The 21,960-nt window shown below is 68.8% G+C and carries 19 protein-coding genes, 1 tRNA gene and 1 pseudogene; 4 read left to right on the top strand and 17 right to left on the bottom strand.

Annotated features, from left to right (window positions below; genetic code table 11):
- Window positions 1-85 precede the first annotated feature (85 nt).
- From SAHL_RS10955 to rpsU, 6 genes are all read right to left on the bottom strand, one after another.
- Window positions 86-1,123: a tyrosine-type recombinase/integrase gene (locus SAHL_RS10955; protein WP_123591452.1), complete on the bottom strand. Its 1,038-nt coding sequence runs from the start codon at window positions 1,121-1,123 to the stop codon at window positions 86-88.
- 86 nt (window positions 1,124-1,209) lie between these two features.
- Window positions 1,210-1,285, bottom strand: a tRNA-Ile gene (locus tag SAHL_RS10950).
- A gap of 90 nt (window positions 1,286-1,375) precedes the next feature.
- Window positions 1,376-3,235, bottom strand: a complete 1,860-nt coding sequence (gene rpoD / locus SAHL_RS10945) for an RNA polymerase sigma factor RpoD (RefSeq protein WP_281273010.1) — start codon at window positions 3,233-3,235, stop codon at window positions 1,376-1,378.
- Between the two features lie 60 nt (window positions 3,236-3,295).
- Window positions 3,296-5,059: a DNA primase gene (dnaG, locus tag SAHL_RS10940; protein WP_123591450.1), complete on the bottom strand. Its 1,764-nt coding sequence runs from the start codon at window positions 5,057-5,059 to the stop codon at window positions 3,296-3,298.
- A gap of 57 nt (window positions 5,060-5,116) precedes the next feature.
- Window positions 5,117-5,563, bottom strand: a complete 447-nt coding sequence (locus tag SAHL_RS10935) for a GatB/YqeY domain-containing protein (RefSeq protein ID WP_123591449.1) — start codon at window positions 5,561-5,563, stop codon at window positions 5,117-5,119.
- A 67-nt stretch (window positions 5,564-5,630) separates the two neighbouring features.
- Window positions 5,631-5,846, bottom strand: a complete 216-nt coding sequence (rpsU, locus tag SAHL_RS10930; protein WP_006915178.1) for a 30S ribosomal protein S21 — start codon at window positions 5,844-5,846, stop codon at window positions 5,631-5,633.
- A gap of 109 nt (window positions 5,847-5,955) precedes the next feature.
- On the opposite strand from rpsU, the gene tsaD reads away from it, so the two are divergent.
- Complete coding sequence (tsaD, locus tag SAHL_RS10925) at window positions 5,956-6,987, top strand: tRNA (adenosine(37)-N6)-threonylcarbamoyltransferase complex transferase subunit TsaD (RefSeq protein ID WP_123591448.1); 1,032 nt, start codon at window positions 5,956-5,958, stop codon at window positions 6,985-6,987.
- Here the strand turns inward: tsaD and SAHL_RS10920 are convergent.
- Window positions 6,980-7,894 (bottom strand): AEC family transporter, encoded by a 915-nt coding sequence (locus SAHL_RS10920; protein ID WP_123591447.1) that lies wholly within the window; start codon window positions 7,892-7,894, stop codon window positions 6,980-6,982. The two genes, tsaD and SAHL_RS10920, sit on opposite strands and share 8 nt — an antisense overlap.
- A 324-nt stretch (window positions 7,895-8,218) precedes the next feature.
- Here SAHL_RS10920 and folB point away from each other — a divergent pair, with 324 nt between their 5' ends.
- Entirely contained in the window at window positions 8,219-8,575 is a 357-nt protein-coding gene (gene folB / locus SAHL_RS10915; RefSeq protein WP_123591458.1) for a dihydroneopterin aldolase, read from the top strand.
- Window positions 8,572-9,057 carry a 2-amino-4-hydroxy-6-hydroxymethyldihydropteridine diphosphokinase gene (gene folK, locus SAHL_RS10910; protein ID WP_123591446.1) on the top strand — a complete coding sequence of 162 codons (486 nt, stop codon included), beginning with the start codon at window positions 8,572-8,574 and terminating at the stop codon, window positions 9,055-9,057. The genes folB and folK overlap by 4 nt, the downstream gene beginning before the upstream one ends.
- A gap of 116 nt (window positions 9,058-9,173) precedes the next feature.
- On the opposite strand, the gene SAHL_RS10905 is transcribed toward folK, so the two are convergent.
- Window positions 9,174-9,920 (bottom strand): SDR family oxidoreductase, encoded by a 747-nt coding sequence (locus SAHL_RS10905; RefSeq protein WP_123591445.1) that lies wholly within the window; start codon window positions 9,918-9,920, stop codon window positions 9,174-9,176.
- Window positions 9,921-10,014: 94 nt separating this feature from the next.
- Here SAHL_RS10905 and SAHL_RS10900 point away from each other — a divergent pair, with 94 nt between their 5' ends.
- A complete protein-coding gene (locus SAHL_RS10900; RefSeq protein ID WP_245968496.1) occupies window positions 10,015-10,824 on the top strand; it encodes an undecaprenyl-diphosphate phosphatase in 810 nt (269 codons plus the stop codon).
- A gap of 193 nt (window positions 10,825-11,017) precedes the next feature.
- On the opposite strand, the gene SAHL_RS10895 is transcribed toward SAHL_RS10900, so the two are convergent.
- From SAHL_RS10895 to SAHL_RS17860, 9 genes and pseudogenes are all read right to left on the bottom strand, one after another.
- Window positions 11,018-12,256 (bottom strand): multifunctional CCA addition/repair protein, encoded by a 1,239-nt coding sequence (locus tag SAHL_RS10895; RefSeq protein WP_123591444.1) that lies wholly within the window; start codon window positions 12,254-12,256, stop codon window positions 11,018-11,020.
- Between the two features lie 2 nt (window positions 12,257-12,258).
- Complete coding sequence (locus SAHL_RS10890; protein ID WP_123591443.1) at window positions 12,259-14,181, bottom strand: transglycosylase SLT domain-containing protein; 1,923 nt, start codon at window positions 14,179-14,181, stop codon at window positions 12,259-12,261.
- A 74-nt stretch (window positions 14,182-14,255) separates the two neighbouring features.
- Complete coding sequence (locus SAHL_RS10885; RefSeq protein ID WP_123591456.1) at window positions 14,256-15,215, bottom strand: LysR substrate-binding domain-containing protein; 960 nt, start codon at window positions 15,213-15,215, stop codon at window positions 14,256-14,258.
- 10 nt (window positions 15,216-15,225) lie between these two features.
- Window positions 15,226-16,143 carry an oxygen-dependent coproporphyrinogen oxidase gene (gene hemF / locus SAHL_RS10880; protein WP_245968492.1) on the bottom strand — a complete coding sequence of 306 codons (918 nt, stop codon included), beginning with the start codon at window positions 16,141-16,143 and terminating at the stop codon, window positions 15,226-15,228.
- 1 nt (window position 16,144) lies between these two features.
- On the bottom strand, window positions 16,145-16,732 hold the full coding sequence (locus SAHL_RS10875) for an L-threonylcarbamoyladenylate synthase (protein WP_123591441.1): 588 nt from the start codon (window positions 16,730-16,732) through the stop codon (window positions 16,145-16,147).
- A gap of 54 nt (window positions 16,733-16,786) precedes the next feature.
- Window positions 16,787-19,450, bottom strand: a complete 2,664-nt coding sequence (locus tag SAHL_RS10870) for a DNA topoisomerase I (RefSeq protein ID WP_123591440.1) — start codon at window positions 19,448-19,450, stop codon at window positions 16,787-16,789.
- A 137-nt stretch (window positions 19,451-19,587) separates the two neighbouring features.
- Window positions 19,588-20,058 carry a Smg family protein gene (locus tag SAHL_RS10865; RefSeq protein ID WP_123591439.1) on the bottom strand — a complete coding sequence of 157 codons (471 nt, stop codon included), beginning with the start codon at window positions 20,056-20,058 and terminating at the stop codon, window positions 19,588-19,590.
- A gap of 33 nt (window positions 20,059-20,091) precedes the next feature.
- Entirely contained in the window at window positions 20,092-21,207 is a 1,116-nt protein-coding gene (gene dprA, locus SAHL_RS10860) for a DNA-processing protein DprA (RefSeq protein ID WP_123591438.1), read from the bottom strand.
- A gap of 40 nt (window positions 21,208-21,247) precedes the next feature.
- A pseudogene (locus SAHL_RS17860) lies at window positions 21,248-21,960 on the bottom strand (LysM peptidoglycan-binding domain-containing protein); the annotation flags it as partial.

Below are 21,960 nucleotides of genomic sequence, written 5' to 3'. Positions count from 1 at the left end.
GCTGTCTTGTTATTCCGCGTCAGGCATTGGCTGTGATGTCTTCTTGCACGAATAGGTATTACTGAGTGCCCTGATCGGGTAATTGTCATCCAAGAGCATCCAGCCGCCGCACTAAATCCTCGGCCCTTAGATGCGTATACCGCCGTAGCATCTGCATGCTTTTGTGGCCGCTTATTGCTGCGACTTCCTGATCTCCTAGACCCAACTCGACGAGGCGGCTGACTGCTTCGTGTCGTAGATCGTGGAAGCGTAGATCGGTAATGCCGGCGTCTCGTGTCGCTCGCTTCCAGCCTGGCCCGTATTGGAATCCTCTGCGAATACCGTCACGCCCAGGTTCGCCGAAGAAGGCCAGATCACAATCGATCGGCCGAACGGGGCTATCTAGCGCGACGCGAAGCACTTGCGCGGCTTCGGTGGACAGCGGCACGGTGCGGGACTGGTTGTTCTTTGTGTCGCGGAGCAGGGCGGTGCGACGTTTCAGGTCGACGTCGCGCCGGCGTAGACGTTGAATCTCGCCAACTCGCATGGCTGTGGCCAATGCCAGACGGATCATCAGGCCTAGCATCGGGTTGGACTGGCCCTCGGCCGCCCTGAGGAGCTTTTCAGCTTCATCGTGTGACAATCTGCGATCCCTGGCTTTGCCGGGCTTAGGCGTGCGTACAGCGCGACAGGGATTGGCCCAGATACCGACGCGCCATTCTTTGATGGCGATCTCGAAGATATGAGAGAGCAGGGCGAGCTGCAGCCGGACGGTATCGCGGGATTTACCGTCGGCTAGCTGTTCATCCCGGTAGCCGGCGACTACATCGGGCGCTATTGCGACGAGGCTGTATTGGCCGAGAGCGGCACGCAGCTTCCGTGCCTTGGCTTGCTCGGCTTTCTGGGTGCTTTCTTTTTTGGTGGGCGTGACGTCGCTCAGGTAGCGATCGATAGCTCCGCTCAGGGTCATCCGTTCGGCGGGGGCGCGGTTCTGATAGATGCCGCGTGCCATCTCGTCTTCGGTGCGCCGTGCCCAATCCTCGGCGTCGCGTTTAGTCCGCCAGGTCTTTGAGCTGGTCGGCCAGCCTTGGCGTCGGATGACGGCCTTCCAGCGGCCAGCTTCGGTCTTAGTGAGGGTCGCCATTGCACGCCTGCTGCACCGAAAGTGTACCTATAATGTACCTCTGGGCATGTCGAGACGCAAAGCGTGTTCGTAACTTGCTGATTTGATGGTGGGCCCGGCAGGACTCGAACCTGCGACCAAGGGATTATGAGTCCCCTGCTCTAACCGCTGAGCTACAGGCCCCCTGACATGAAAACGCCGGGCGTGTGATCCGCCCGGCGCGGCACTATAGCTTGGCGGCCGCGGGGCCGCCAAGCGTTCGGCGTGTTGCGCTTACTCGTCGAGGAAGCTCTTGAGGAAGGTCGCACGCGAGGGATGGCGCAGCTTGCGCAGGGCCTTGGCCTCGATCTGACGGATGCGCTCGCGGGTGACGTCGAACTGCTTGCCGACCTCCTCGAGCGTGTGGTCGGTGTTCATGTCGATGCCGAACCGCATGCGCAGCACCTTGGCCTCTCGCGGTGTCAGGCTGGCCAGCGTGTTGTGGGTGGCCTCGCGCAGCGATTCGCCGGAGGCGGAATCGTCCGGGGCGATGGCGTTGATGTCCTCGATGAAGTCGCCCAGATGCGAGTCCTCGTCGTCGCCGATCGGGGTCTCCATGGAGATCGGTTCCTTGGCGATCTTCAGGACCTTGCGCACCTTCTCTTCGGGCATCTCCATGCGCTCGGCCAGTTCCTCGGGCGAGGGCTCGCGGCCCATTTCCTGGAGCATCTGGCGGCTGATGCGATTGAGCTTGTTGATCGTCTCGATCATGTGCACCGGGATGCGGATGGTGCGCGCCTGGTCGGCGATCGAGCGGGTGATGGCCTGGCGGATCCACCACGTGGCGTAGGTCGAGAACTTGTAGCCGCGGCGGTATTCGAACTTGTCGACCGCCTTCATCAGGCCGATGTTGCCCTCCTGGATCAGGTCCAGGAACTGCAGTCCGCGGTTGGTGTATTTCTTCGCGATCGAGATCACCAGGCGCAGGTTGGCCTCAACCATCTCCTTCTTGGCGCGGCGGGCCTTGGCCTCGCCAATCGACATCTTGCGGTTGATCTCCTTGATGTGATTGACGTTCAGGCCGTTCTCGGCTTCGATCTCGCGGATCCGCGTCTGGGCGCGCACCAGATCCTCGCGGCGCGAGGCGATGGTGGACGAGTACCGGCGCTTGGCGCGGATGAGCTTGTCGAGCCACTCCTCGCTGGTGAGGTTGTCCGGCAACTGGCGCACGAATTCGCGCCGCGGCATGCCGGCCTCGCGCACGCAGATGTTGAGCATGTCGCGCTCGGCCGAGCGGATATCGATCATGGTGGTGCGCAGCTGGAGCGTCAGGTCGTCCGCGGTCTTGGGCACCAGCTTGAAGCGCATGAAATGGTTGGCCAGTCCGGTGAGGGCCTTCTCGGTGGCCTCGTGCTCGCGGCCGTGGGCCTCGAGTGCCGCGACCGCGGCGTCGTGCCACCCGCGCAGCGTCTCGAACTGGTTCCTGGCTTCTTCCGGATCCGGGCCGTCGTTGGCCGGGGCCGCGCCTTCCTCGTCGTCGGCCTCGTTGCCGGTGTCCTCGTCCGCGACCACGGGATCGCCCGTATCGGGATCGACGAAGCCCACGATCACATCCGTCAGCCGCTTGTCGTTCGCCTGCACCTGATCCCACAATTCGAGCAGGCGGCCGGTGGTGGCGGGGAAGTAGGCCAGGGCGAACATCATCTCCGCCAGCCCTTCCTCGATGCGCTTGGCGATCCGGATCTCGCCCTGGCGATCGAGCAGTTCGACCGTGCCCATCTCGCGCATGTACATGCGCACCGGATCGGTGGTCCGCCCGAACTGGGGATCGAGCGCGGCCAGCGTCGCCGCCGCTTCCTCGGCGTCGTCGTCGTCCTCGCTGACGGTGTTCTCGGACAGCAGCAGGCTATCGTCATCCGGTGCCTGTTCGTGCACCGTGATGCCCATATCGCTGATCATGTTGACGATGTCTTCGATCTGCTCGGGATCGACGATATCGTCGGGCAGGGTATCGTTGACCTCGGCGTAGGTCAGATAGCCTTTCTGCTTGCCGTGGGCGATCAGAAGCCGTAGCTGGGATTTCTTGTCTTTGCTCATGTGATCTGCTGCGTGTGGGTCCGTAGGGGCTGAGCGTGTCCGGCGATAACCGACCAGTATATCAATCAGGGCGTTTCGCTGCGACCGCGGTGTTGTCGCTGCGTGGCCGCTGTGGACTCAGGCCGTGTCGTCGCGTGCTCTCTGCAATAGCCGAAGCACCTCCTTGAGTTCGCGCGCGGCCTCGGCGTCGAGCGGGCCGCGTGCCTGTTGTGCCACCAGCCGGTCGTAACGCTCGCGAAGCGATTGTCGACCGGCGCTGTATTCGCCGAGCCGGCGTACGGTCTGCACGAATTCGCGCGCCCGTTCGTCCTCGCTGCCCGGCGGCGTGACGCTCGCGACCTGCTGCAGTCTCTCGAAGTAGCGTTGGTCGCGATGGCGTTCCAGCCAGTGCGATACCGGGATTGTTGGGTTGTTTGCGAAAAACTCAATCGCCTCCACAAGAATCGCCGCACCGCGGGCCGTGCTCTGGCGTACGGCCTCCAGGTCCTCGACCTGGCCGGCCAGGCTCGGGTCGCTGAGCAGCAGCGACAAGGCGCGGCTGACCGGCGTCAGACGTATTTCGTGCCCACGCGAATCTGTATCGGCCGTCGGCGTCGCGCGTGAAGGCGCCTTGGCATACATCTGACGCAGATCCTCGGCCGGCAGCCCGGCGAGGCGCGCGATCTCGGCGATCAGCTCGGCCCGGAATGCCTCCGGCGGCAGGGCGTTGACGTAGCCGCGCGCGGCCTCCACCAGCTGGGCCCGGCCGTCCGGCGTGTTCAGGTCGATGTCGTCGGTCAGGGCGTCGAGCAGGACGGCCGAGGCGGGTCGCGCCTCGTCGATCGCCTGCTGGAACCGTGCCGGCCCGTCCTCGCCGCGTACCAGTGTGTCCGGGTCCGCCTCCTCGGGCATGAACAGAAACCGCACCCGCCGGGCGCCGCGCATCACCGGCAGGCTCTGTTCCAGGGCCTTGCGCGCGGCGCGGACGCCGGCGGCGTCGCCGTCGAAACAGAACAGCACTTCGGATGTATGCCGGAACAGCGTGGTCAGATGCGATTGGGTGGTGGCCGTGCCCAACGTGGCGACGGCGTTCGGAAAGCCGTGCTGGGCGAGCGCGATCACGTCCATATAGCCCTCGACCACGAGCAGCCGCGGGATGTCGCGCAGCGCCTGGCGGGCCTCGAACAGCCCGTACATGTGATCGGATTTGTGGAACAGCGGCGTCTCCGGCGAGTTCAGGTACTTGGCCTTGTCGTCGCCGAGCGTGCGCCCGCCGAAGGCGACCGTTCGCCCGCGCGTATCCCGGATGGGAAACATCAGCCGGTTGCGGAACCGGTCGAAGTAGCCGCCCGAGTCGCGTTCGATCAGCAGCCCCGCCCGATGCGCCGAGGCCCGGTCCCGCAGGGCGCCGGCCAGCGTGTCCCAGGCGTCGGGCGCGAAGCCCAGGCCATAGGTCTTGGCCATCGCGCCGGAGACGCCGCGGCGCTTGAGATAGTCGATCGCGGCCGGCGTCTCGCGCAGGGCGCTGCGATAGCGGCGGTCGGCGAGCGCCATCACCTCGAACAGCGGTTCGCGCCTGGGCCCGGACTCGTTCGCGGTGGCGGCCTCCTCCGGGATCTCGAGCCCCGACTGCTGGGCGAGCACCTCGACCGCGTCCCGAAACTCCAGCCGGTCGTATTCCATCAGGAAGCTGATCGCGGTGCCGTGGGCGCCGCAGCCGAAGCAGTGATAGAACTGCTTGGTGGGCGAGACCGTGAACGACGGCGTCTTTTCGTCGTGGAACGGGCAGCAGGCGGCGTATTCGTGCCCGGATTTCTTGAGCGACACGCGCGCGTCGATCAGCGACACGATGTCCGTGCGCTCGAGCAGCTGATCGATGAAATGCTGTGGAATGCGCGCCATTGGTCCGAGCCTATCCCGGTGGGCGGGCGCGGCGGTGCCGCGGCTCGGGCGCGCCGTTCAGCCCTGCAGCCGCGCCTTGAGCCGCTGGCTGACCACGGCCAAATCGGCACGGCCCTGCAGCCGGTTCTTCAGCACGCCCATCACCGGGCCCATGTCCTGCATCGACGTGGCGCCCTGTTCGCTGACCGCCGACTCGATGGCGGCATCGATCTCGGCCTCGGAGAGCTGGGCGGGGAGATAGTGTTCGAGCACCGCGATCTCGGCGGCCTCGGCGTCGGCCAGCTCGTGCCGGTCGGCTTCGCGATACTGGGTTTCGGCATCGCGCCGCTGCTTGATCATCTTCTCGAGTACGCCCAGGACCTCGGCATCGTCGAGTTCGCTGCGCTCGTCGACCTCGCGCTGCTTGAGCGCGGCCATCAGCATGCGCAAGACGGCAAGGCGTTCCTTGTCGCGCGTGCGCATGGCGGATTTCAGATCGTCCTGAAGCTGTTCCTTGAGACTCACGCGCTACCCCGGTTGCAAAGAAAAACAGCGGCCGGTGGGGCCGCTGTCACAGTATCGCCCGCGGCGCCTAGTACTGGCGCGTGAAGCGCTGCTGCTCGCGCTGCAGTTTCTTCGCGTGGCGCTTGACCGCGGCGGCGCGCTTGCGCTTGCGGGTCTGGCAGGGCTTTTCGAAGAACTCGCGACGGCGTACTTCGGTGACGACGCCGGCTTTCTCGCAGCTGCGCTTGAACCGACGCAGTGCGACTTCAAACGGCTCGTTTTCCTTGACACGTACGCTAGGCATTGAGCAATCACTCTCCGGAGGAATCGTGTGTATCTGGATTCGAACGGCCGCAAGCGAGCGCTCCGACCGCTAGAATAGGGCGAGTAAGTTTAATCCCGACCCCGGCGTTTTGCAAAGACAAGCGATCATCCTCGGTATCGAGAGCTCCTGCGACGAAAGTGCGGCCGCCGTCTATGACGGCGAGCGCGGGCTGATCGCGCATGCCCTGCACAGCCAGGTCGCGCTGCATGCCGACTACGGCGGCGTGGTGCCGGAGCTGGCCTCGCGCGATCATATCCGCAAACTGACGCCGTTGATCGAGCGCGTACTCGCGGAGGCCGGGCAGCCGACGCTGACCGGCATCGCCTACACCCGCGGGCCCGGACTGGTCGGCGCGCTGCTGGTCGGTGCCTCGATCGCCGCAGGCCTGGGCATGAGCCGCGGCCTGCCGGTGCTCGGCGTGCATCACATGGAAGGGCATCTGCTCTCGCCGCTGCTGGAGCCGGCGCCGCCGGCTTTTCCGTTCGTGGCGCTGCTGATCTCGGGCGGCCATACGCTGCTGGTGCGCGTGGACGGGGTCGGGCGCTACACGCCGCTCGGCCAGAGTCTGGACGACGCCGTCGGCGAGGCCTTCGACAAGAGCGCGAAGATGCTGGGGCTGGGTTACCCGGGCGGCCCGGCCCTGGCACGGCTGGCCGAATCCGGGCGTGCGGACGCGCACGATTTTCCGCGGCCCATGGTGCGTCGTCCGGGGCTGGATTTCTCCTTCTCGGGGCTCAAGACCGCCGTCATGCTCGCGATCAAGGCCGCGCCGGACACCCCGGCGGCGCGCGCGGACATCGCCGCGAGCTTCGAGCAGGCGGTCGCGGACACGCTGGTGGCGAAGTGCGCGCGCGCGCTCGATCAGACCGGCATCGGGCGGTTGGTGGTGGCCGGCGGCGTCGGCGCCAATCGGCGGCTGCGAGCCGCGCTCGAGTCGCGCGCGGCGCGCGACGGCTTCGATCTGTATTTCCCGCGGGCCGAGTTCTGCACCGACAACGCCGCGATGATTGCGCTGGTCGGGTGGCTGCGGCGTACGGACATGGCCCCCGGCATCGCCCCGGCCGAAGCCGTGGCGCGCTGGCCGCTGGCCGAGCTGACGCCGCCGGCCGCGGTCAGCTGAACAGGCCCAGCCAGAACGGCAGCGTCAGCATGGCCAGCAGGGTCTGGCCCGTGACCAGCGCGGCCATCAGCTCGCTGTCGCCGCCGAGCTGACGCGCGAGGATATAGGCGGCGGTGGCGGTGGGTGCGGCGGTGAACAGCAGCACCACGTCGCGGGAGACCGGATCCAGGCCGATCGGCACGGCGACGGCCAGCGCCAGGGCCGGCAGCAGTACCAGCTTGACCGCGGTCGAGCTCCAGAACGCGCGCCCGCTGCGCACCAGGGCGGCCGGGCGCAGCGCCACGCCCACTGCGATCAGCCCCAGCGGCAGGGCGGCCCGGGCGACCAGCTCCAGCGCCGGCCCGCTCCAGCCGGGCAGCCCGATCCCCGACAGGTTGAGCCCGACGCCGAGCGCGCAGCCGAGGATCAGTGGATTGCGCAGCAGCTCGCGCAGGCTGCGCCAGAGTCCCGCGCGACCGAGTGTGCCCGCGGCGATGAAGCAGAGCACGCAGAGCACGTTCACGGTCGGCACCATCAGCGCGATGGCCACCGCAGCCGCCGTGGTGCCGGCCTCGCCGTGCAGCGATGCCGCACCGGCGATGGCCACGAAGGTGTTGAAGCGCAGCCCGCCCTGAAAGACCGAGGTGAAGCTGGCGTCATCCAGCTGCAGCCGGCCGCGGGCCAGCCAGAGCAGTGCGGCGAAGGCCAGCAGCGGGCCGATGGTCGCCACCGCCAGCCGCAGCACCGGCACCTCGCCCACGTTCGCGGTGGCCAGGGTGGAGACCAGCAGGGCCGGGAACAGCAGGTAGTAGATCAGGCGTTCCGCGCGCGGCCAGAAATCGCCGCCGGGATAATCGCGCCAGCCCAGCAGGGCGCCCAGCAGAATGAGCACGAAAAGCGGCCCCAGGGCCTGTTGCACAGCCAGCATGAGCGGTTCTGCAGTCCTCGATCCGGGCCGGTCGGCCGACAGGCGCGGCATTCTGGCACGGTGGCGTGTACATTGCAGGTTTTACGCGCCGGTCCCGCCCGCTGCGGCGGGGCGGCGCCCGGCCGACGTGCGGCGGACAGCGTCCGGCCCCGCCCGCCAGAGCGCGACCGGTGACGGTCAGTCGACGGTGCGGTTTCGGGTTTTGCCCGAGCCCCGCGGCTCGGCGCGGCTTCGCAAGGGCCGGTCACAGGCCGTAGGCTTGCGCCGCGGCCGCGAACGACGACCGTTCCGGCAGCGGATATTGTGAACGGACAGGGAGTGCGCGTGGACACGATCTTCATCGAGCAACTGGTCGTGGAGACCGTCATCGGGATCTACGACTGGGAGCGCCACATCCGCCAGCGGGTGGTCATCGATCTCGACATGGATTTCGACATCCGTGCCGCTGCGGCCGGCGACGACGTCGAGCAGACCCTGAACTACAAGGCGGTCGGCAAGCGTGTCATCGCCTTCGTCGAGGCGGCCGAATTCCAGCTCGTCGAGACGCTGGCCGAGCGCGTCGCCGCACTGGTGCTCGACGAATTCCCCGTTCAGCGGCTGAGCCTGCGCGTGAACAAGCCGCACGCGCTGCGCGGCGCGGCGGGCGTGGGCGTGCGCATCACCCGGGAGCGTGGCTCGTGAGGCCGGTGTTCGTCGGCGTCGGCAGCAACATCGATCCGCGAACCCATGTCCCGCGGGCGCTCGCGCTGCTCGAGACCCGTTTCGGGGCGCTGCGCGTCTCCCGGGCCTATCGCTGTCCGTCGGTCGGCTTCGACGGTGACGACTTCATCAATCTGGTGATCGGATTCGACAGCGACGAACCGGTCGCCGATCTTCAGGCCGCGCTGCGTCGGATCGAGACCGAGTGCGGGCGCGATCGCAGCGTCAAGCGGGCCTCGCGCCGCATGGATCTCGACCTGCTGCTGGTCGGCGATACCGTGCTCGATCGCGACGGTCTGACCCTGCCGCGGGCCGATATCCTCGAATACGCCTTCGTGCTGCGTCCGCTGGCGGAACTGGTCCCCGACGCCCGCCACCCGGTGCTCGGCTCGACCTATGCGGCACTCTGGGCGGCGTTCGACGACCGTGATCAGCCGCTCACGCCGGTCACGATCACGCCGTAGGGGCTGTCAGCACCTCATCTGGGTCCGCACCGAGCGCTTCCTGAATGATCGACTGTGGGCGGCAGGACGAGGGGGCGTGCGCGCCGCGGTCACTCTGCGTCAGCGTGCGACGAGGGCTAGCCGCGCCCCAGGCGGCGGCCGCCGTCGACGGGTATCACCGCCCCGGTCTGGTAGTCGTTGGCCATGATCGCGCGCACCGCGGCGTAGATCGCCTCGGGGCTGCCCATGCGGCCTAGCGGCGTGGCCGCCAGCACCGCGGAGCGATGCGCGTCGTCGTGCCAGGCCTCGAAGCTGATGGGTCCGGGCTGGATGGCGTTGACCTTGATGCGTGGCGCGTAGCGCTTGGCGAAGGCCAGCGACAGGTTCTGGAGCCCGGCCTTGGTCGCACAGTAGAGATCCTGCGGTGGCGCGGGATTGTCGGCGTAGATGTCGGTGATGTGAATGATGTCCGCGGGCGCCTGCGGCGTGCCGTCGAGATGCGCGGCCAGGTGCGTGTTGAGAATGTACGGGGCGAGCATGTGAACCGCGAAGAACTCCTGGAACTGTGCGGCGGCGGCTGCGATGTCGGCCGCGGTCGGCGCGAAGCTCGAGGCGTTGTGGATGATCGCGCGCAGCGACGGCGCGGCCGCGGCCATGCGCTCGGCGATGCCCGTGCAGGCCGCGGCGTCGTCGAAACTGCCGTGCACGAGACGCGCGCCGCGCGCCGCCAGGCGTTCGATGGCCGCCGTTTCGCTGCGATAATGCGCCACGACGCCAAAGCCCTCGTCCAGAAAGCGGGCCGCCAGATGGGCGCCGATATTGCGGCTGGCGCCGGTGATTGCGACGCAGGGCTGCAACGTTTCTGTGGCATGTGTGTCGGACACGGGGGCGACCTCGCGCTATAGTGCGCCGCCACGAAACGGTCGATATCGCTCGGTTCGGCGGCCGTATTGAAATCTCAGGGCACGGAATACGTCTATGGAGTGGTATCAGCTGGTGGTGCTTGCGGTGGTGCAGGGCATCACGGAGTTCCTGCCGATCTCCAGTTCCGCGCATCTCATTCTGGTACCGCATTTCCTCGGCTGGGTGGATCAGGGGCTCGGCTTCGATCTGGCCATGCATCTGGGCACGCTCGTCGCCGTGCTGGCCTATTTTCGCACTGACGTGGCGCGCCTTGGGGTGGCCTGGATCCAGTCGCTCACGCGGGGGCGGCGCGACGAGGACGTGCGCATGGCCTGGGGCTTGGCGCTGGCGACCCTGCCGGCGATCGTGTTCGGCGGCGTGCTGGGGGCCCTCGGCGAGGACAGCCTGCGCCTGCCCGGGGTGATCGCGACCGCGAGCATCGTCTTCGGCATCCTGCTCGGCGTGGTCGACTGGCGGGCGAAACGTGTCCACGACACGCCCGCCGTGCTTGGCTGGCGCGGATATCTCGCCGTCGGTCTCGCCCAGGCGGTGGCGCTCATCCCCGGCTCGTCGCGCGCGGGCATGACCATCCTCGGCGCGCGCGCCTTCGGTCTGACGCGGCCGGCCGCGGCCCGGCTGTCGTTTTTCATGGCGATTCCGATCACGCTGGCCGCGATCGTGTTCGAGATCGTGGTGATGCTCGGCAGTCCGATCGAGGAGGCCTGGGGCCAGATGGGCGTCGCCGCGGTGCTGGCCTGCGCGAGCGCCTTCGTGACCATCCATTTCTTCCTGCGCATGCTGCAGTCGATGGGCATGACCGTGTTCGTGGTCTATCGCGTGCTCCTCGGCCTGCTGCTGTTCGCGCTTTTCGGCTGGTCCGGCTGACCGCGTCGACGCGCCGGCAGCGCCCGGCGTGGTCTGGGCAGGGGCGAACTCGTTCGGGCGTTCGCCCGCCACTCGGGACGCCGCCTGTGTCGATACGGGCGCGACAGCCTGATCGGCGGCCGTGCGAAGCTGCAGCTGGTCTCGACTTGATCGGCACGAGCGCCGCACGAATACGGCGCGCCCGTCTCGCGTTCTAGGCGTCTCGGTCGAGGCGGTCCGACAGCGTCTCGGCGATCGCGGCGATGCGTTGCCGGCGCAGCGCCTCGCCGATCTCGGGCCCGGCCAGGCCCTGGTCGGCCAGGGGCTTGGCGGTGATCGCGCGGGCGGCGGCAAAAGCCGCGCGGGCCCGATCGGCCTGGCCGTAGGCGCGGCGCTCGAAACCCAGCCGACCGCGAACGTCGGCCTCGCAGACGTGAAGCAGCGTCTCGAGGCGCTCGGGGCGCCGGAATGCATCGATGCCCTCGAACAGCGCGAGCACGGTGGCCGGGCGCAGTTCGTACAGGCGGTGCACATGGGTGTGCCAGCGTGCGGTCAGGCGGGCCGCGTCGCGCAGGGCCCGGGGCACGCCCAGCCGTTTGCTGCAGGCCTGTGCCAGGGGAACACCGGCCTCCTCGTGGCCGTGATGGCCCGGCAGCCGCGCGCGCGGCGTCGCGGCCTTGCCGTAGTCGTGACAGAGCGCGGCGTAGCGGGCATCGAGATCGGCCCCCGCGCACGCCGCCTGAGCGAGCACGAGCAGGGTGTGGACGCCGGAGTCGATCTCCGGGTGGTGGCGCACCGGCTGGGGCACGCCGAACAGGGCGTCCAGCTCGGGAAACAGCCGCGCCAGTGCGCCGCATTCGCGCAGGAGATAGAAGAACAGCTGCGGTTCGGCGTGCATCAGCGCGCGTTCGGTCTCGGCCCAGACGCGTTCCGGCACCAGATGATCGACCTCGCCGTTGGCGACCAGGGTGCGCAGCAGTGCCATGGTCTCGTCGGCGACCGTGAAGCCCAGCGGCGCGAAGCGCGCGTAATAGCGCGCCAGTCGCAGCAGCCGCACCGGATCCTCCACGAAGGCCGGGGAGACGTGCCGCAGCACCCGGGCCTCCAGGTCCGCGCGGCCGCCGTGCGGATCCACGATCCGGCCGTCCTCCGCCTGGGCGATCGCGTTGACGGTGAGATCGCGCCGCACCAGATCATCCTCGAGCGAGACCTCGGCGCCGGTGTGGAAGACAAAGCCGTGATAGCCCCGCCCGGACTTGCGTTCGGTGCGCGCCAGAGCGTGCTCTTCCCGTGTTTCGGGGTGCAGAAATACCGGGAAGTCGCGCCCCACCGGGGTATAGCCGCGCGCGGTGAGCGCCTCCGGCGTGGCGCCGACGATCACCCAGTCGCGGTCGGTCACCGGCTGGCCGAGCAGGGCGTCGCGCACCGCGCCGCCCACGAGATAGCGCTGCATGGTCAGCTCTCGCCCGCTGCGTCGTCGTCCGCGTAGCGCGGCCGGATCGGATCGAGGCGCTCGGCCAGCGGCACGATCGACTCCGACAGCCGCTGCTGGAACACACTCATGTGCGACATCGTGCGCTGCACGTACTTGCGGGTCTCGGTGTAGGGGATGTTGGCGATCCAGATCGCCGGATCCATCGGCTCTTCGGGCAGCCAGCGCGTGATGCGGTTGGGGCCGGCGTTGTAGCTGGCCGTGGCCAGGGCCAGATTGCCCTGCCAGCGATCGAGCATGTCGCGCAGATAGCGGGTGCCCAGCCGCGCGTTGGTGGCGGGCTCGGTCAGCGCCGTGGTCGAGGGCGTGGGTTCGTCGTTCTGGCGGGCCACCAGACGTGCCGTGCCGGGCATGAGCTGCATCAGCCCGATCGCCCCCGCCGGTGAGCGCACCGCCGGCTGGAACAGCGACTCGGTGCGGATGATGGCGTAGGCGTAGGCCGGATCGATGCTGGCGCGGTCGGCGGCGTCGGTCACCGTATCGCGGAACGGCGTCGGGTAGCGGATGTCCAGGTCATCCCAGTAGTCGGCCTTGGCCAGCGTCGTGATCGCGCGTATGTGCCAGCCCCAGTCGTGGGCGACGCGCGCGGCCTGGCCGAGGGCCGCGCCGTCGAGCTGGTCGACGAGCACATTCCACTCGCGGCCGGCCTGGTGATCCATGCCGAGCGCCCGCAGTTCCTCGGCCCGCGCCAGCGCCGGCTGTGCCCGCAGACGCGCCAGGGCGTCGGTGTCGGGCGCCAGCGGACGCTCGTTGAGGCTGTAATCGAGGCCGAGCGCGTCCGCGGCGAGATAGCCGTGATAGGAGCGTTCGCGGGCGAGCGCCTGGTAGCGCGCCCGCGCGGCTTCGTCATCGCCCGTCTCGGCCAGCGCGCGGGCCTGCCAGTAGCGCCACTCCTCCTCGTCGGCGAGCTCCGGTGGCAGATCGTGGATGGCCTCGATGACCAACGGCCAGCGCTGCTGGTAGATCGCCGCCCGGATCTCCCAGCCCAGTTCATGGGCGTCCATGCGCGCGTGGTCGAGCCGGGCGAACCAGGCCAGAGCCTCGGATTCGTGGTTCTGCGCATAGAGCAGAGCGAGATAGCGCTTCATCTCGTACTGCTGGGCCGCGTCCGGATTCAGGCGTTCGACGAGCGGAGGGTAGAGATCGGTGGCCGCGTTGAGGTCGCGCAGGGCGAGCCGCTTGAAGACGTAGACGGCGACATCGGTGTCGAGCGGGCCGGCGCTGGCGAGCCGCTCCGGGTTCTGGGCGACGTCGAGCCAGCGATCGGTGCGCGCGGCGCGGTCCTCAGGTAACTTGCGGCCCAGATAGCGGACCAGGCCGAAGTGACCTTCGAGCAGGGCCAGCCGCGCGCGCAACAGGATTTCGTCCGCGCTCAGCCGGCCGCTGTCCTCCAGCCAGGCGAAGACTGGATCGCAGGCGTCCGGCTGGCTGTGCCCCACGCGCCAGAGTTCCAGCGCCTCGGTGGCCGGTTCGCCGCCGCGTGCAATGCGCGCGTGCACTGCGCGGCAGCGGTTGGCGGTGCCGTCCGCGTCGGTGTCCACGGCGGCCAGCAGCGTGTCCCAGCGCTCGCGCCGCGTCAGGCTGGCCAGCCAGCGGCCGCGCAGCGCGCGTGCCGGTGGCAGGTCGGGATGCGCGGTGACGAAGGCGTCGATGCGCCGGTCGAGCGCGGCGCTGGCGTCGGTTCGCAGGCGATAGCTCAGATCCGCCGCGGTGAGATAGTCTTGAAGCGGATAGTTCTCCAACTGACGCCGTGCGGCCGGCTTTTCATCGAGCCGGCCCTGCTCGGCCGCGGCCAGCGTGTCCAGAAACAGCGACCGCTGGGCCGGGGTGGTCGCGGCCGCGGTGCCGGCGAGTCCGACGAGTGCGGCGATCAACAGCACGCGCATGGCTATCCAGGAGTTGCGGATCACGGCAGCCGAGTGTAACCCAGCGTGCGGGGCCGTCGGCCCTCGGCCCCGATTCAGCCCTCGAGCGCGATCTCGTCCTCAAGATTGCTCGCGGTGGCATCGGTCAGCAGCCGCACGCCGCCGGGCTCGCAGCGCATGACCGCCTCCCGGAGCGCCGTGATCGCGCGGGGCCGCGGAAAGCTCTTGCGCCAGGCCACCGCGATGCGCCGCGTGGGTGATTCGCCCGCAAAGGGGCGGGTCTCCAGCAGGCGCGATTCCTCGGACAGTCCCGGGATCGACGAGCGTGGCAGCACGGTGATGCCGAGCCCGCTGGCCACCATGTGGCGGATGGTCTCCAGACTCGAGCCGGCCTGGGTCTGGCGGTCGCGTTCGGCGTCCCGGCATTCGGCGCAGATATCCAGCACCTGATCGCGGAAGCAGTGGCCGGGACCCAGCAGGAGCAGATCCTCGCCGGCCAGATCGTTGGCGTCGATCTCGTGGCGCGCGGTCCAGGGATGGTTCTGCGGCATGACCACGACGAAGCTCTCGTCGTAGAGCGCCCACGTCGACAGCCCCGGCACGTCGTAGGGCATGGCCACGATGACGGCGTCGAGTTCGTTGTTGCGCAGCTGCTGGGTGAGGGTGCCGGTGAAGTTCTCCTCGATCACCAGCGGCATGTCCGGGGTCGCCTCCCGCAGTCTGGGGATCAGATGCGGCAGCAGATAGGGCCCCACGGTGTAGATCACGCCCAGACGCAGGGGGCCCTTGAGTTCGTCGCGGCCCTGTTCGGCGACCGCTTCGAGCGAACTGACCTCGCCGAGCACCCGGTAGGCCTGCTCGATGATGCGGCCGCCGATGGGGGTGACCCGGGCCTCGCCGCGGCTACGCTCGAACACGGTCACGCCGAGTTCGCTCTCCAGCTTCTTGACCGCCACCGACAGCGTGGGCTGGCTCACGAACGCCCGCCGCGCGGCGCGTCCGAAATGGCGCTCCTTGTCGAGCGCGATGAGATAGCGCAGTTCGGTCAGGGTGATGTGCATGAGGCTAGGATAGCCAGTCCTGCGGCTTCAGATAGGTGTCGTAGAGTGCCGCCTCCGGGCTGCCCGGCTCCGGCGTGAAGCCATACTGCCACGCCGCCAGCGGCGGCATCGACATGAGGATGGATTCGGTGCGCCCGCGCGACTGCAGGCCGAACAGCGTGCCGCGGTCGTAGACGAGGTTGAACTCGACGTAGCGCCCGCGCCGGTAGAGCTGGAAGTCGCGCTCGCGCTGGCCGTAGTCGGTCTCGCGCCGCCGCGCGACGATCGGGGTGTAGGCGTCGATGAAGGCCTGGCCGACCGAGCGCACGAAGGCGAAGCTTTCGTCGAAGCCCAGCTCGTCGAAGTCGTCGAAAAACAGGCCGCCGATGCCGCGGTTCTCGTCGCGGTGCGGCAGATGGAAATATTCGTCGCACCAGGCCTTGAAGCGCGGATACAGGTCGTCGCCGAAGGGCGCGCAGGCGTCTCGGGCCGCCCGGTGCCAGGCCACGGCGTCCTCGCGCACCGGATAGTAGGGCGTCAGGTCGAAGCCGCCGCCGAACCACCAGACCGGCGGCTCGCCGGCCTTTTCGGCGATGAAGAAGCGCACGTTGGCGTGGGCGGTCGGTACATGCGGATTGCGCGGATGGGCGACCACGGACACGCCGCTGGCGATGAACGAGCGACCGGCCAGTTCCGGACGACGCGCCGAGGCCGAGGCCGGCAGGTCGTCACCGGTCACGCGCGAGAAGTTGACTCCGACGCGCTCGAAGGTATCGCCATCGGCGAGCACGCGGGTGTCGCCGCCGCCGCCCGCCGGCCGCTGCCAGGCGTCGACGTGGAAGTCCCGGTCGGGTTCGAAGACCTTCAGGCGCTCGCAGATGTGGTCCTGCAGGGTGTTGAACCAGGCGATGACGGCTTCGGTATCGGCGGTCTCGGTGCCCACGTCAGCCCCGGATCGTGGTGTCGTCGAGCGCATGCCGGATCGTGCTCGGCACGCCCGGCCGATCGCAGACGCCGCCGGCGACGCAATCGATGCCGTCTCCGAACAGCGCCCGCGCGCCCCGGGCGCTGCGGACCGGCGGCCGCCCGCTGACGTTGGCGCTGGTCGATACCAGGGCACTGCCGAGTGTGGCTGCAAGTGCCGCGGTCTCCGGATGGGCGGTCTGACGCAGCGCGATGGTGTCGTGGGCGCCGGTGAGCCACCACGGCGCGGTGTCGCGCGCCGGCAGCAGCCAGGTCGTCGGCCCCGGCCAGCTCGCGTGGGCGCGCTGCCAGGCCGTTTGCGCATCCGGGTCGACGAACGGTGCCAGGGCGTCGGCGCTGTGCGCGACCACGATCAGGCCTCGGACCGCGTCGCGTCGCTTCAGCGCGAGGATGCGCATTACGGCGTCGAGATCGAAGGCGTCGCAGGCCAGGCCCCAGACCCCTTCGGTGGCGTGAGCGACCACGCCGCCGGCGCGCAGAACGCGCGCAGCGTGGCGCAGGCGATGCGGGCTGATACGACAGGCGCGTTCGACAGGGCTCTGTGACATGGCGGATTGGTTCGCTGCGGACGAGACGGCGTCGACGCGGGCCGCGACCGGGCCCTACGACTTGCGGCGCGAGCCGCCGCCGGCCTTGCCGCTATCGCCGTCCTTGCCCGCCGCCTTCGATTTCGCGGGGGTCGTCTTAGCTGAGCCACCCTTGGTCGAACCGGTGGCCTTGGTCTTCGTGCCGCCGGACTTGCCGGTGCCCGACTTCGCGGCCTTGCTCGGAGCGCCGTCGGTCTTTGTGCCCTTGGCCTTCGAGCTCGTGGTCTTCGAAGCAGTGGTCTTTGAACCCGAGGCCCTGGCGGTACGGCCGTCGCCGGCGGCGCTCTTCTTGGCGCCGGCGGTCTTGGCCGAGCCCTTGCGGCCGCGCTTTTTCTTTTCGGGCGCCTTGGCGATGATCTCCTGGCACTGCTCGAGGGTGAGGTCCGCCGGCTCCTGGTCCTTGGGCACGCTGGCGTTCTTCTTGCCGTCGGTGATGTAGGGGCCGAACGGGCCGTGCTGCACCTTGATACCGGCGTCCTCGAAGTGCTTGATCAGCTTCTTGGCGTCGGCCTCCTTCTTCTCGGCGATGACTTCCAGCGCCCGCTCCTTGGAGATCGTGTAGGGATCGTCCTCCTTGAGCGAGGCGAAGGTCTTGCCGAAACGCACGTACGGGCCGAAGCGGCCGATGTTGACCTGGATCTCCTCGCCCTCGGGCGTTTCGCCCAGATCGCGCGGCAGGTTGAACAGATACAGCGCCTCGTCGAGGGTGATCTTGTCCATGTCCTGACCCTTTCGCAGGCCGGCGAACTTCGGCTTTTCCTCGTCGTCCTTGGAGCCGATCTGCACGAACGGTCCGAAGCGGCCGATGCGCACGATCACCGGCTTGCCCGATTCCGGATCGGTGCCCAGCTCGCGGGCCTGGGCGACTTCCTCGCGCGAGAGATCCTGCTTCGACTCGATCTGGTCGGAGAAGCGGTCCCAGAATTCGCGCAGCAGCGGCTGCCACTGCTCCTCGCCGCGCGAGACGGCGTCGAGCCGGTCCTCGAGATTCGCGGTGAAGGCGTAGTCGACGTAGCGCGTGAAGTGGTCGGTCAGGAACTTGTTGACGATCTTGCCCAGCGGCGTGGGCATGAACGCCTTGCCGTCCATCTCGACGTATTCGCGGTCCTGCAGCGTCGAGATGATCGAGGCATAGGTCGACGGCCGGCCGATGTCGTATTCCTCGAGCGTTTTCACCAGCGCGGCCTCGGTGAAGCGCGGCGGCGGCTCGGTGAAGTGCTGGGTCGGCACGATCTCGACCAGCGAGAGCCGCTCGTTTTCCTCGAGCGGCGGCAGGCGCTTGTCGCCGTCGTCGTCTTCCTTGTCGTCGTCCTTGCCTTCCTTGTAGACGGCCAGAAAGCCGGCTTCGCGCAGGGTCCGGCCGCTGGCGCGGAACAGGTGCCGGTCGTCGTCGCCGGCGGCGAGATCGGCGGAGACGGTGTCGAACAGCGCGTGCATCATCTGGCTGGCGACCGTGCGCTGCCAGATCAGCTCGTAGAGCCGGAACTGGTCCGAGGCCAGATACTGCTTGATCTCGGCCGGCACCCGGGCGCTCGCCGTCGGCCGGATGGCCTCGTGCGCCTCCTGGGCGTTCTTGGACTTGGTCCGGAACGTGCGCGGTGCGTCCGGCAGGTTCTTGTCGCCGTAGCGATCGGCGATCAGCTGACGCAGCTCGGCCACGGCGTCGTTGGCCAGGTTGACCGAGTCGGTCCGCATGTAGGTGATCAGGCCGGTCTCGTCGCCGTCGCCCAGCCGTACGCCCTCGTACAGGCTCTGGGCGGTGCGCATGGTGCGCTTGGCGGTGAAGCCGAGCTTGCGCGCGGCTTCCTGCTGCAGCGTGGAGGTGATGAACGGCGGCGCCGGATTGCGCTTGCGCTGCTTGCGCTCGACCTTGGCCACGCGCAGTTCGCCGCCGGCCGAGCGCAGGGCGGGCGCGTCGGCGCTTTCCTGGCTGTCCTCGGTCAGCTGACCGCCGGAGGCAGCCGTCAGCGTGGCGAGCGCGTCCCGGGCGCTGCCGTGATTGTTGACCGTGAACTGCTCGACCTTCTCGCCGTCGAGCTGCGACAGCCGCGCGCCGAACGGCGTGCCGTCCTTCTCGACGCTGGCCTCGATCTTCCAGTATTCCTCCGGAACGAAGGCCTCGATCTCGGCGTCGCGTTCGCAGATCAGGCGCAGGGCCGGCGACTGCACGCGGCCGGCGGACAGCCCGCGCTGGACCTTCTTCCACAACAGCGGCGAGAGGTTGAAGCCGACCAGATAATCCAGCGCCCGGCGCGCCTGCTGGGCGTTGACCAGATCGCTGGAGATGTCGCGCGGATTCTCGACGGCGTGCGCCACGGCCCGCTTGGTGATCTCGTGGAAGACCACCCGGGCGACGTGCTTGTCCTCGAGCAGGCCGCGTTCGCGCAGCAGCTCGAGCAGATGCCAGGCGATGGCCTCACCCTCGCGGTCCGGGTCGGTCGCGAGCAGCAGCGCGTCGGATTTCTTGAGGCTGCGCGCGATCTTGTCGACCTGCTTGGCGTTGCGGTCGATGACGTCGTAGCGCATCGCGAAGTCGTGCTCGGTGTCGACCGCGCCTTCCTTGGGGATCAGATCGCGGACATGGCCGTACGAGGCCAGGACTTCGTAGTCCTTGCCGAGATACTTCTCAATCGTCCGGGCCTTGGCCGGCGATTCCACGATGACGAGGTTGCGGCTCATCGAATCACGCTGATGTCGGAGTCGGGATGGCTGCGGGAGGCAGAGCGCGTCGCAGGCTAGCACAGCCTTTGAAGCATGCGCGAGCGCGCCGCGTCAAGGAACGACGCGGCACGCCGGGGCCGGCCCGCGGCCGCGGTTCAGTGGCTGGCGCCGGGCGATTCGGCGTGAATCAACGATTCCATATGGGCATAGGCCTGATCCTCGCCACCCGAGGACAGCACCATCATGACCACCCATTTGAGCTGCTCGATCTCGGCGCCCTCGGACTCGTCCTCCGCAAGCGCCATCAGCCGGTCGATCACGATCTCGCGCGCCGTGGCCGAGAGGACGCCGCACTGTTCCAGACGCGCGATGTAGCCGCGGCACTCGGCGTCGAGCACGCGGGTCTCGTGCTCGGCGTAGACCCGGATCGCGTCCGCGCTCGGGCTCAGCGCCAGCGCCTGGCCCTCCGGCTGGGTGGCGCGTATCCAGGCGAAGGCGTCGTCGATCTCGTCGGGGAAGAAGCCTGCATCGCCGAGATCGTCGCGGACGTTGGCCGCGTGCTCGGCTTCGGTGAGCGAGAAGTTCTCGAACAGATAGAGCAGGACATCGAGCAGGTTTTCGTTCATACGCGCGAATCCGTTGCCAGAATGTCGGTCGAGTCAGCCGGTCCGCATGTAGGCCCCGCCGGGGGCGGCGACCACGCGGCCTTCGAGTTCGAGTATGAGTAGCGTGGAGGATACCGCATCCGCCGGCCAGCCCGTACGCGCGACCAGATCGTCGATGCGCGCCGGGGCGTGGCCGAGTGCGGCCAGCAGGGCGCTCTGGGCGTCCGACATGCCGGCGTCATCTGCCTGATTCGAGAGCGTATCGGCGGCGTCGTCGGGAACGGGATCGGGGCGCCGGAAGCCGTCGAGCACGCCGGCGATGTCCTCGAGGATGTGGTCGGTCGTCTCGACCAGTTTCGCGCCGTCGCGAATGAGCTGATGACAGCCCCGCGCCAGCGGGTTGTGGATCGAGCCGGGCAGGGCGAAGACGTCGCGGCCCGCCTGGCTGGCCAGGCGGGCGGTGATCAGCGAGCCCGAGGCCCGGGCCGCCTCGACCACCAGAGTGGCCGCGCATAGCCCCGCGATCACGCGGTTGCGGCGCGGGAAATTCCCCCGCGCCGGCTGGGTGCCGAGGGCGAACTCGGACAGCAGCAGCCCGTGGTCGGCGATCCGCTGGGCGAGATCCCGGTGAGCGGCCGGATAGACGCGGTCGAGCCCGGTGCCGCAGACGGCGATGGTCATGCCGTTGGCGGCCAGCGCGCCCTCGTGGGCCGCGGCGTCGATGCCGCGGGCCAGTCCGGAGACCACGACCAGCCCGGCGCTCGCCAGGGCGTGGCCGAAGGCGTGGGCGTGTTCCAGGCCCGCGGGTGTGGGATTGCGGCTGCCCACGACGGCAACCGCGGGGTAGCGCAGCAGGTCGGTGTCGCCGATGGCGTAGAGCCAGGGTGGGGCCGGCGTCAGTTCCGCGAGCGGGCCGGGATAGTGCGGATGATCGGCAGTGATCAGCGCGCGGCCCTCCTCGGCGAGCCAGCGTTCGGTCTCGTCGATGCGCGCGGCGTCCGGTTCGGCCAGCGCGCGGCGTGCCGGGGCCGGCACGCCGACCTGCCGCCAGCCGGCGTCGCCGGCCGCGAGCACGGCGGCGGGGTCGCCGTAGTGCGCGATCAGACGGGCACCGAGCGTTGCCCCGATGCCGGGCGTGGTCGCCAGCCGCAGCCAGTCCCGGGTGCTCATCGAGCTGCCGATTCGGGGCGCAATCGCACGGCGCGACGGTTCACGCGGCCGGCGAGCGCACCACGTCCTCGACGTGAATGGCGCGGGTCGCGTTCATGATCAGGGCGAAGCTGACGCGGGCGTCGACCTTGAAGACCATCAGCCGGCCGGCGTGTCGCTCGGGCAGTTCCACCCGGCCGCCGGCGACCGGGTCGGCGACTTCGCGCCCCGCGGCGTAGACGTCGAGCACATGACCGCGTTCGATGCCGTCGCGCCGGCCCCGATTGAGCGTGACGACCTGGTACTGGCCGATCGCGGACAGGCCACCCTGGACCGACATGATGCGGCCGGTGACCGGATCGGCGGGCGCGTGCGGGTGGAAGTCGCGCACCATGCCCGCGCCCGCGACCGGCAGCAGCCGGTTGCCCGGCCGGGCCTCGCGATAGCTGCGCGTCATGACCGCGGTGGAGATGTCGCCGAAACGGCGTATCTGCAGCTCGCCGGTCGGGATCGCCCGCTGGCCCAGGATCTCGTCGGTTTCCGGATCCCGGTAGTCGCCGGCCGGATGCACGACGCTGTATTCCGCCGGCCCGTCCGCGGGCGCGCCGCGTACATAGACGAGGCTGCCTTCGCCGCCGATCAGATGCTCGTCGCCGAACGACACGATATAGGGTGCCTCGGCGAGCTCGGCTTCGGTGACCAGCCGGGGCGAGGTCAGAAACGCGCGGATCGCCTCCCGGGGGATCGTCGGGATCGCCCGTTCGACCGGCGCCT

This window comes from Salinisphaera orenii subsp. halophila YIM 95161 (assembly GCF_003732545.1).
GTDB lineage: Bacteria > Pseudomonadota > Gammaproteobacteria > Nevskiales > Salinisphaeraceae > Salinisphaera > Salinisphaera orenii_A.
Note: the sequence above shows the minus strand (reverse complement) of the source record. Positions and strands in the feature narration are given on the sequence as shown.

Coding starts and splice junctions, on each gene's coding strand:
- dprA (WP_123591438.1), bottom strand. CDS start 21,207: ATGAGCACCCGGGACTGGCTGCGGCTGGCGACCACGCCCGGCATCGGG.
- SAHL_RS10870 (WP_123591440.1), bottom strand. CDS start 19,450: ATGAGCCGCAACCTCGTCATCGTGGAATCGCCGGCCAAGGCCCGGACG.
- SAHL_RS10865 (WP_123591439.1), bottom strand. CDS start 20,058: ATGAACGAAAACCTGCTCGATGTCCTGCTCTATCTGTTCGAGAACTTC.
- SAHL_RS10955 (WP_123591452.1), bottom strand. CDS start 1,123: ATGGCGACCCTCACTAAGACCGAAGCTGGCCGCTGGAAGGCCGTCATC.
- SAHL_RS10920 (WP_123591447.1), bottom strand. CDS start 7,894: ATGCTGGCTGTGCAACAGGCCCTGGGGCCGCTTTTCGTGCTCATTCTG.
- SAHL_RS10895 (WP_123591444.1), bottom strand. CDS start 12,256: ATGCAGCGCTATCTCGTGGGCGGCGCGGTGCGCGACGCCCTGCTCGGC.
- SAHL_RS10875 (WP_123591441.1), bottom strand. CDS start 16,732: ATGTCACAGAGCCCTGTCGAACGCGCCTGTCGTATCAGCCCGCATCGC.
- SAHL_RS10890 (WP_123591443.1), bottom strand. CDS start 14,181: ATGCGCGTGCTGTTGATCGCCGCACTCGTCGGACTCGCCGGCACCGCG.
- dnaG (WP_123591450.1), bottom strand. CDS start 5,059: ATGGCGCGCATTCCACAGCATTTCATCGATCAGCTGCTCGAGCGCACG.
- SAHL_RS10900 (WP_245968496.1), top strand. CDS start 10,015: ATGGAGTGGTATCAGCTGGTGGTGCTTGCGGTGGTGCAGGGCATCACG.
- rpsU (WP_006915178.1), bottom strand. CDS start 5,846: ATGCCTAGCGTACGTGTCAAGGAAAACGAGCCGTTTGAAGTCGCACTG.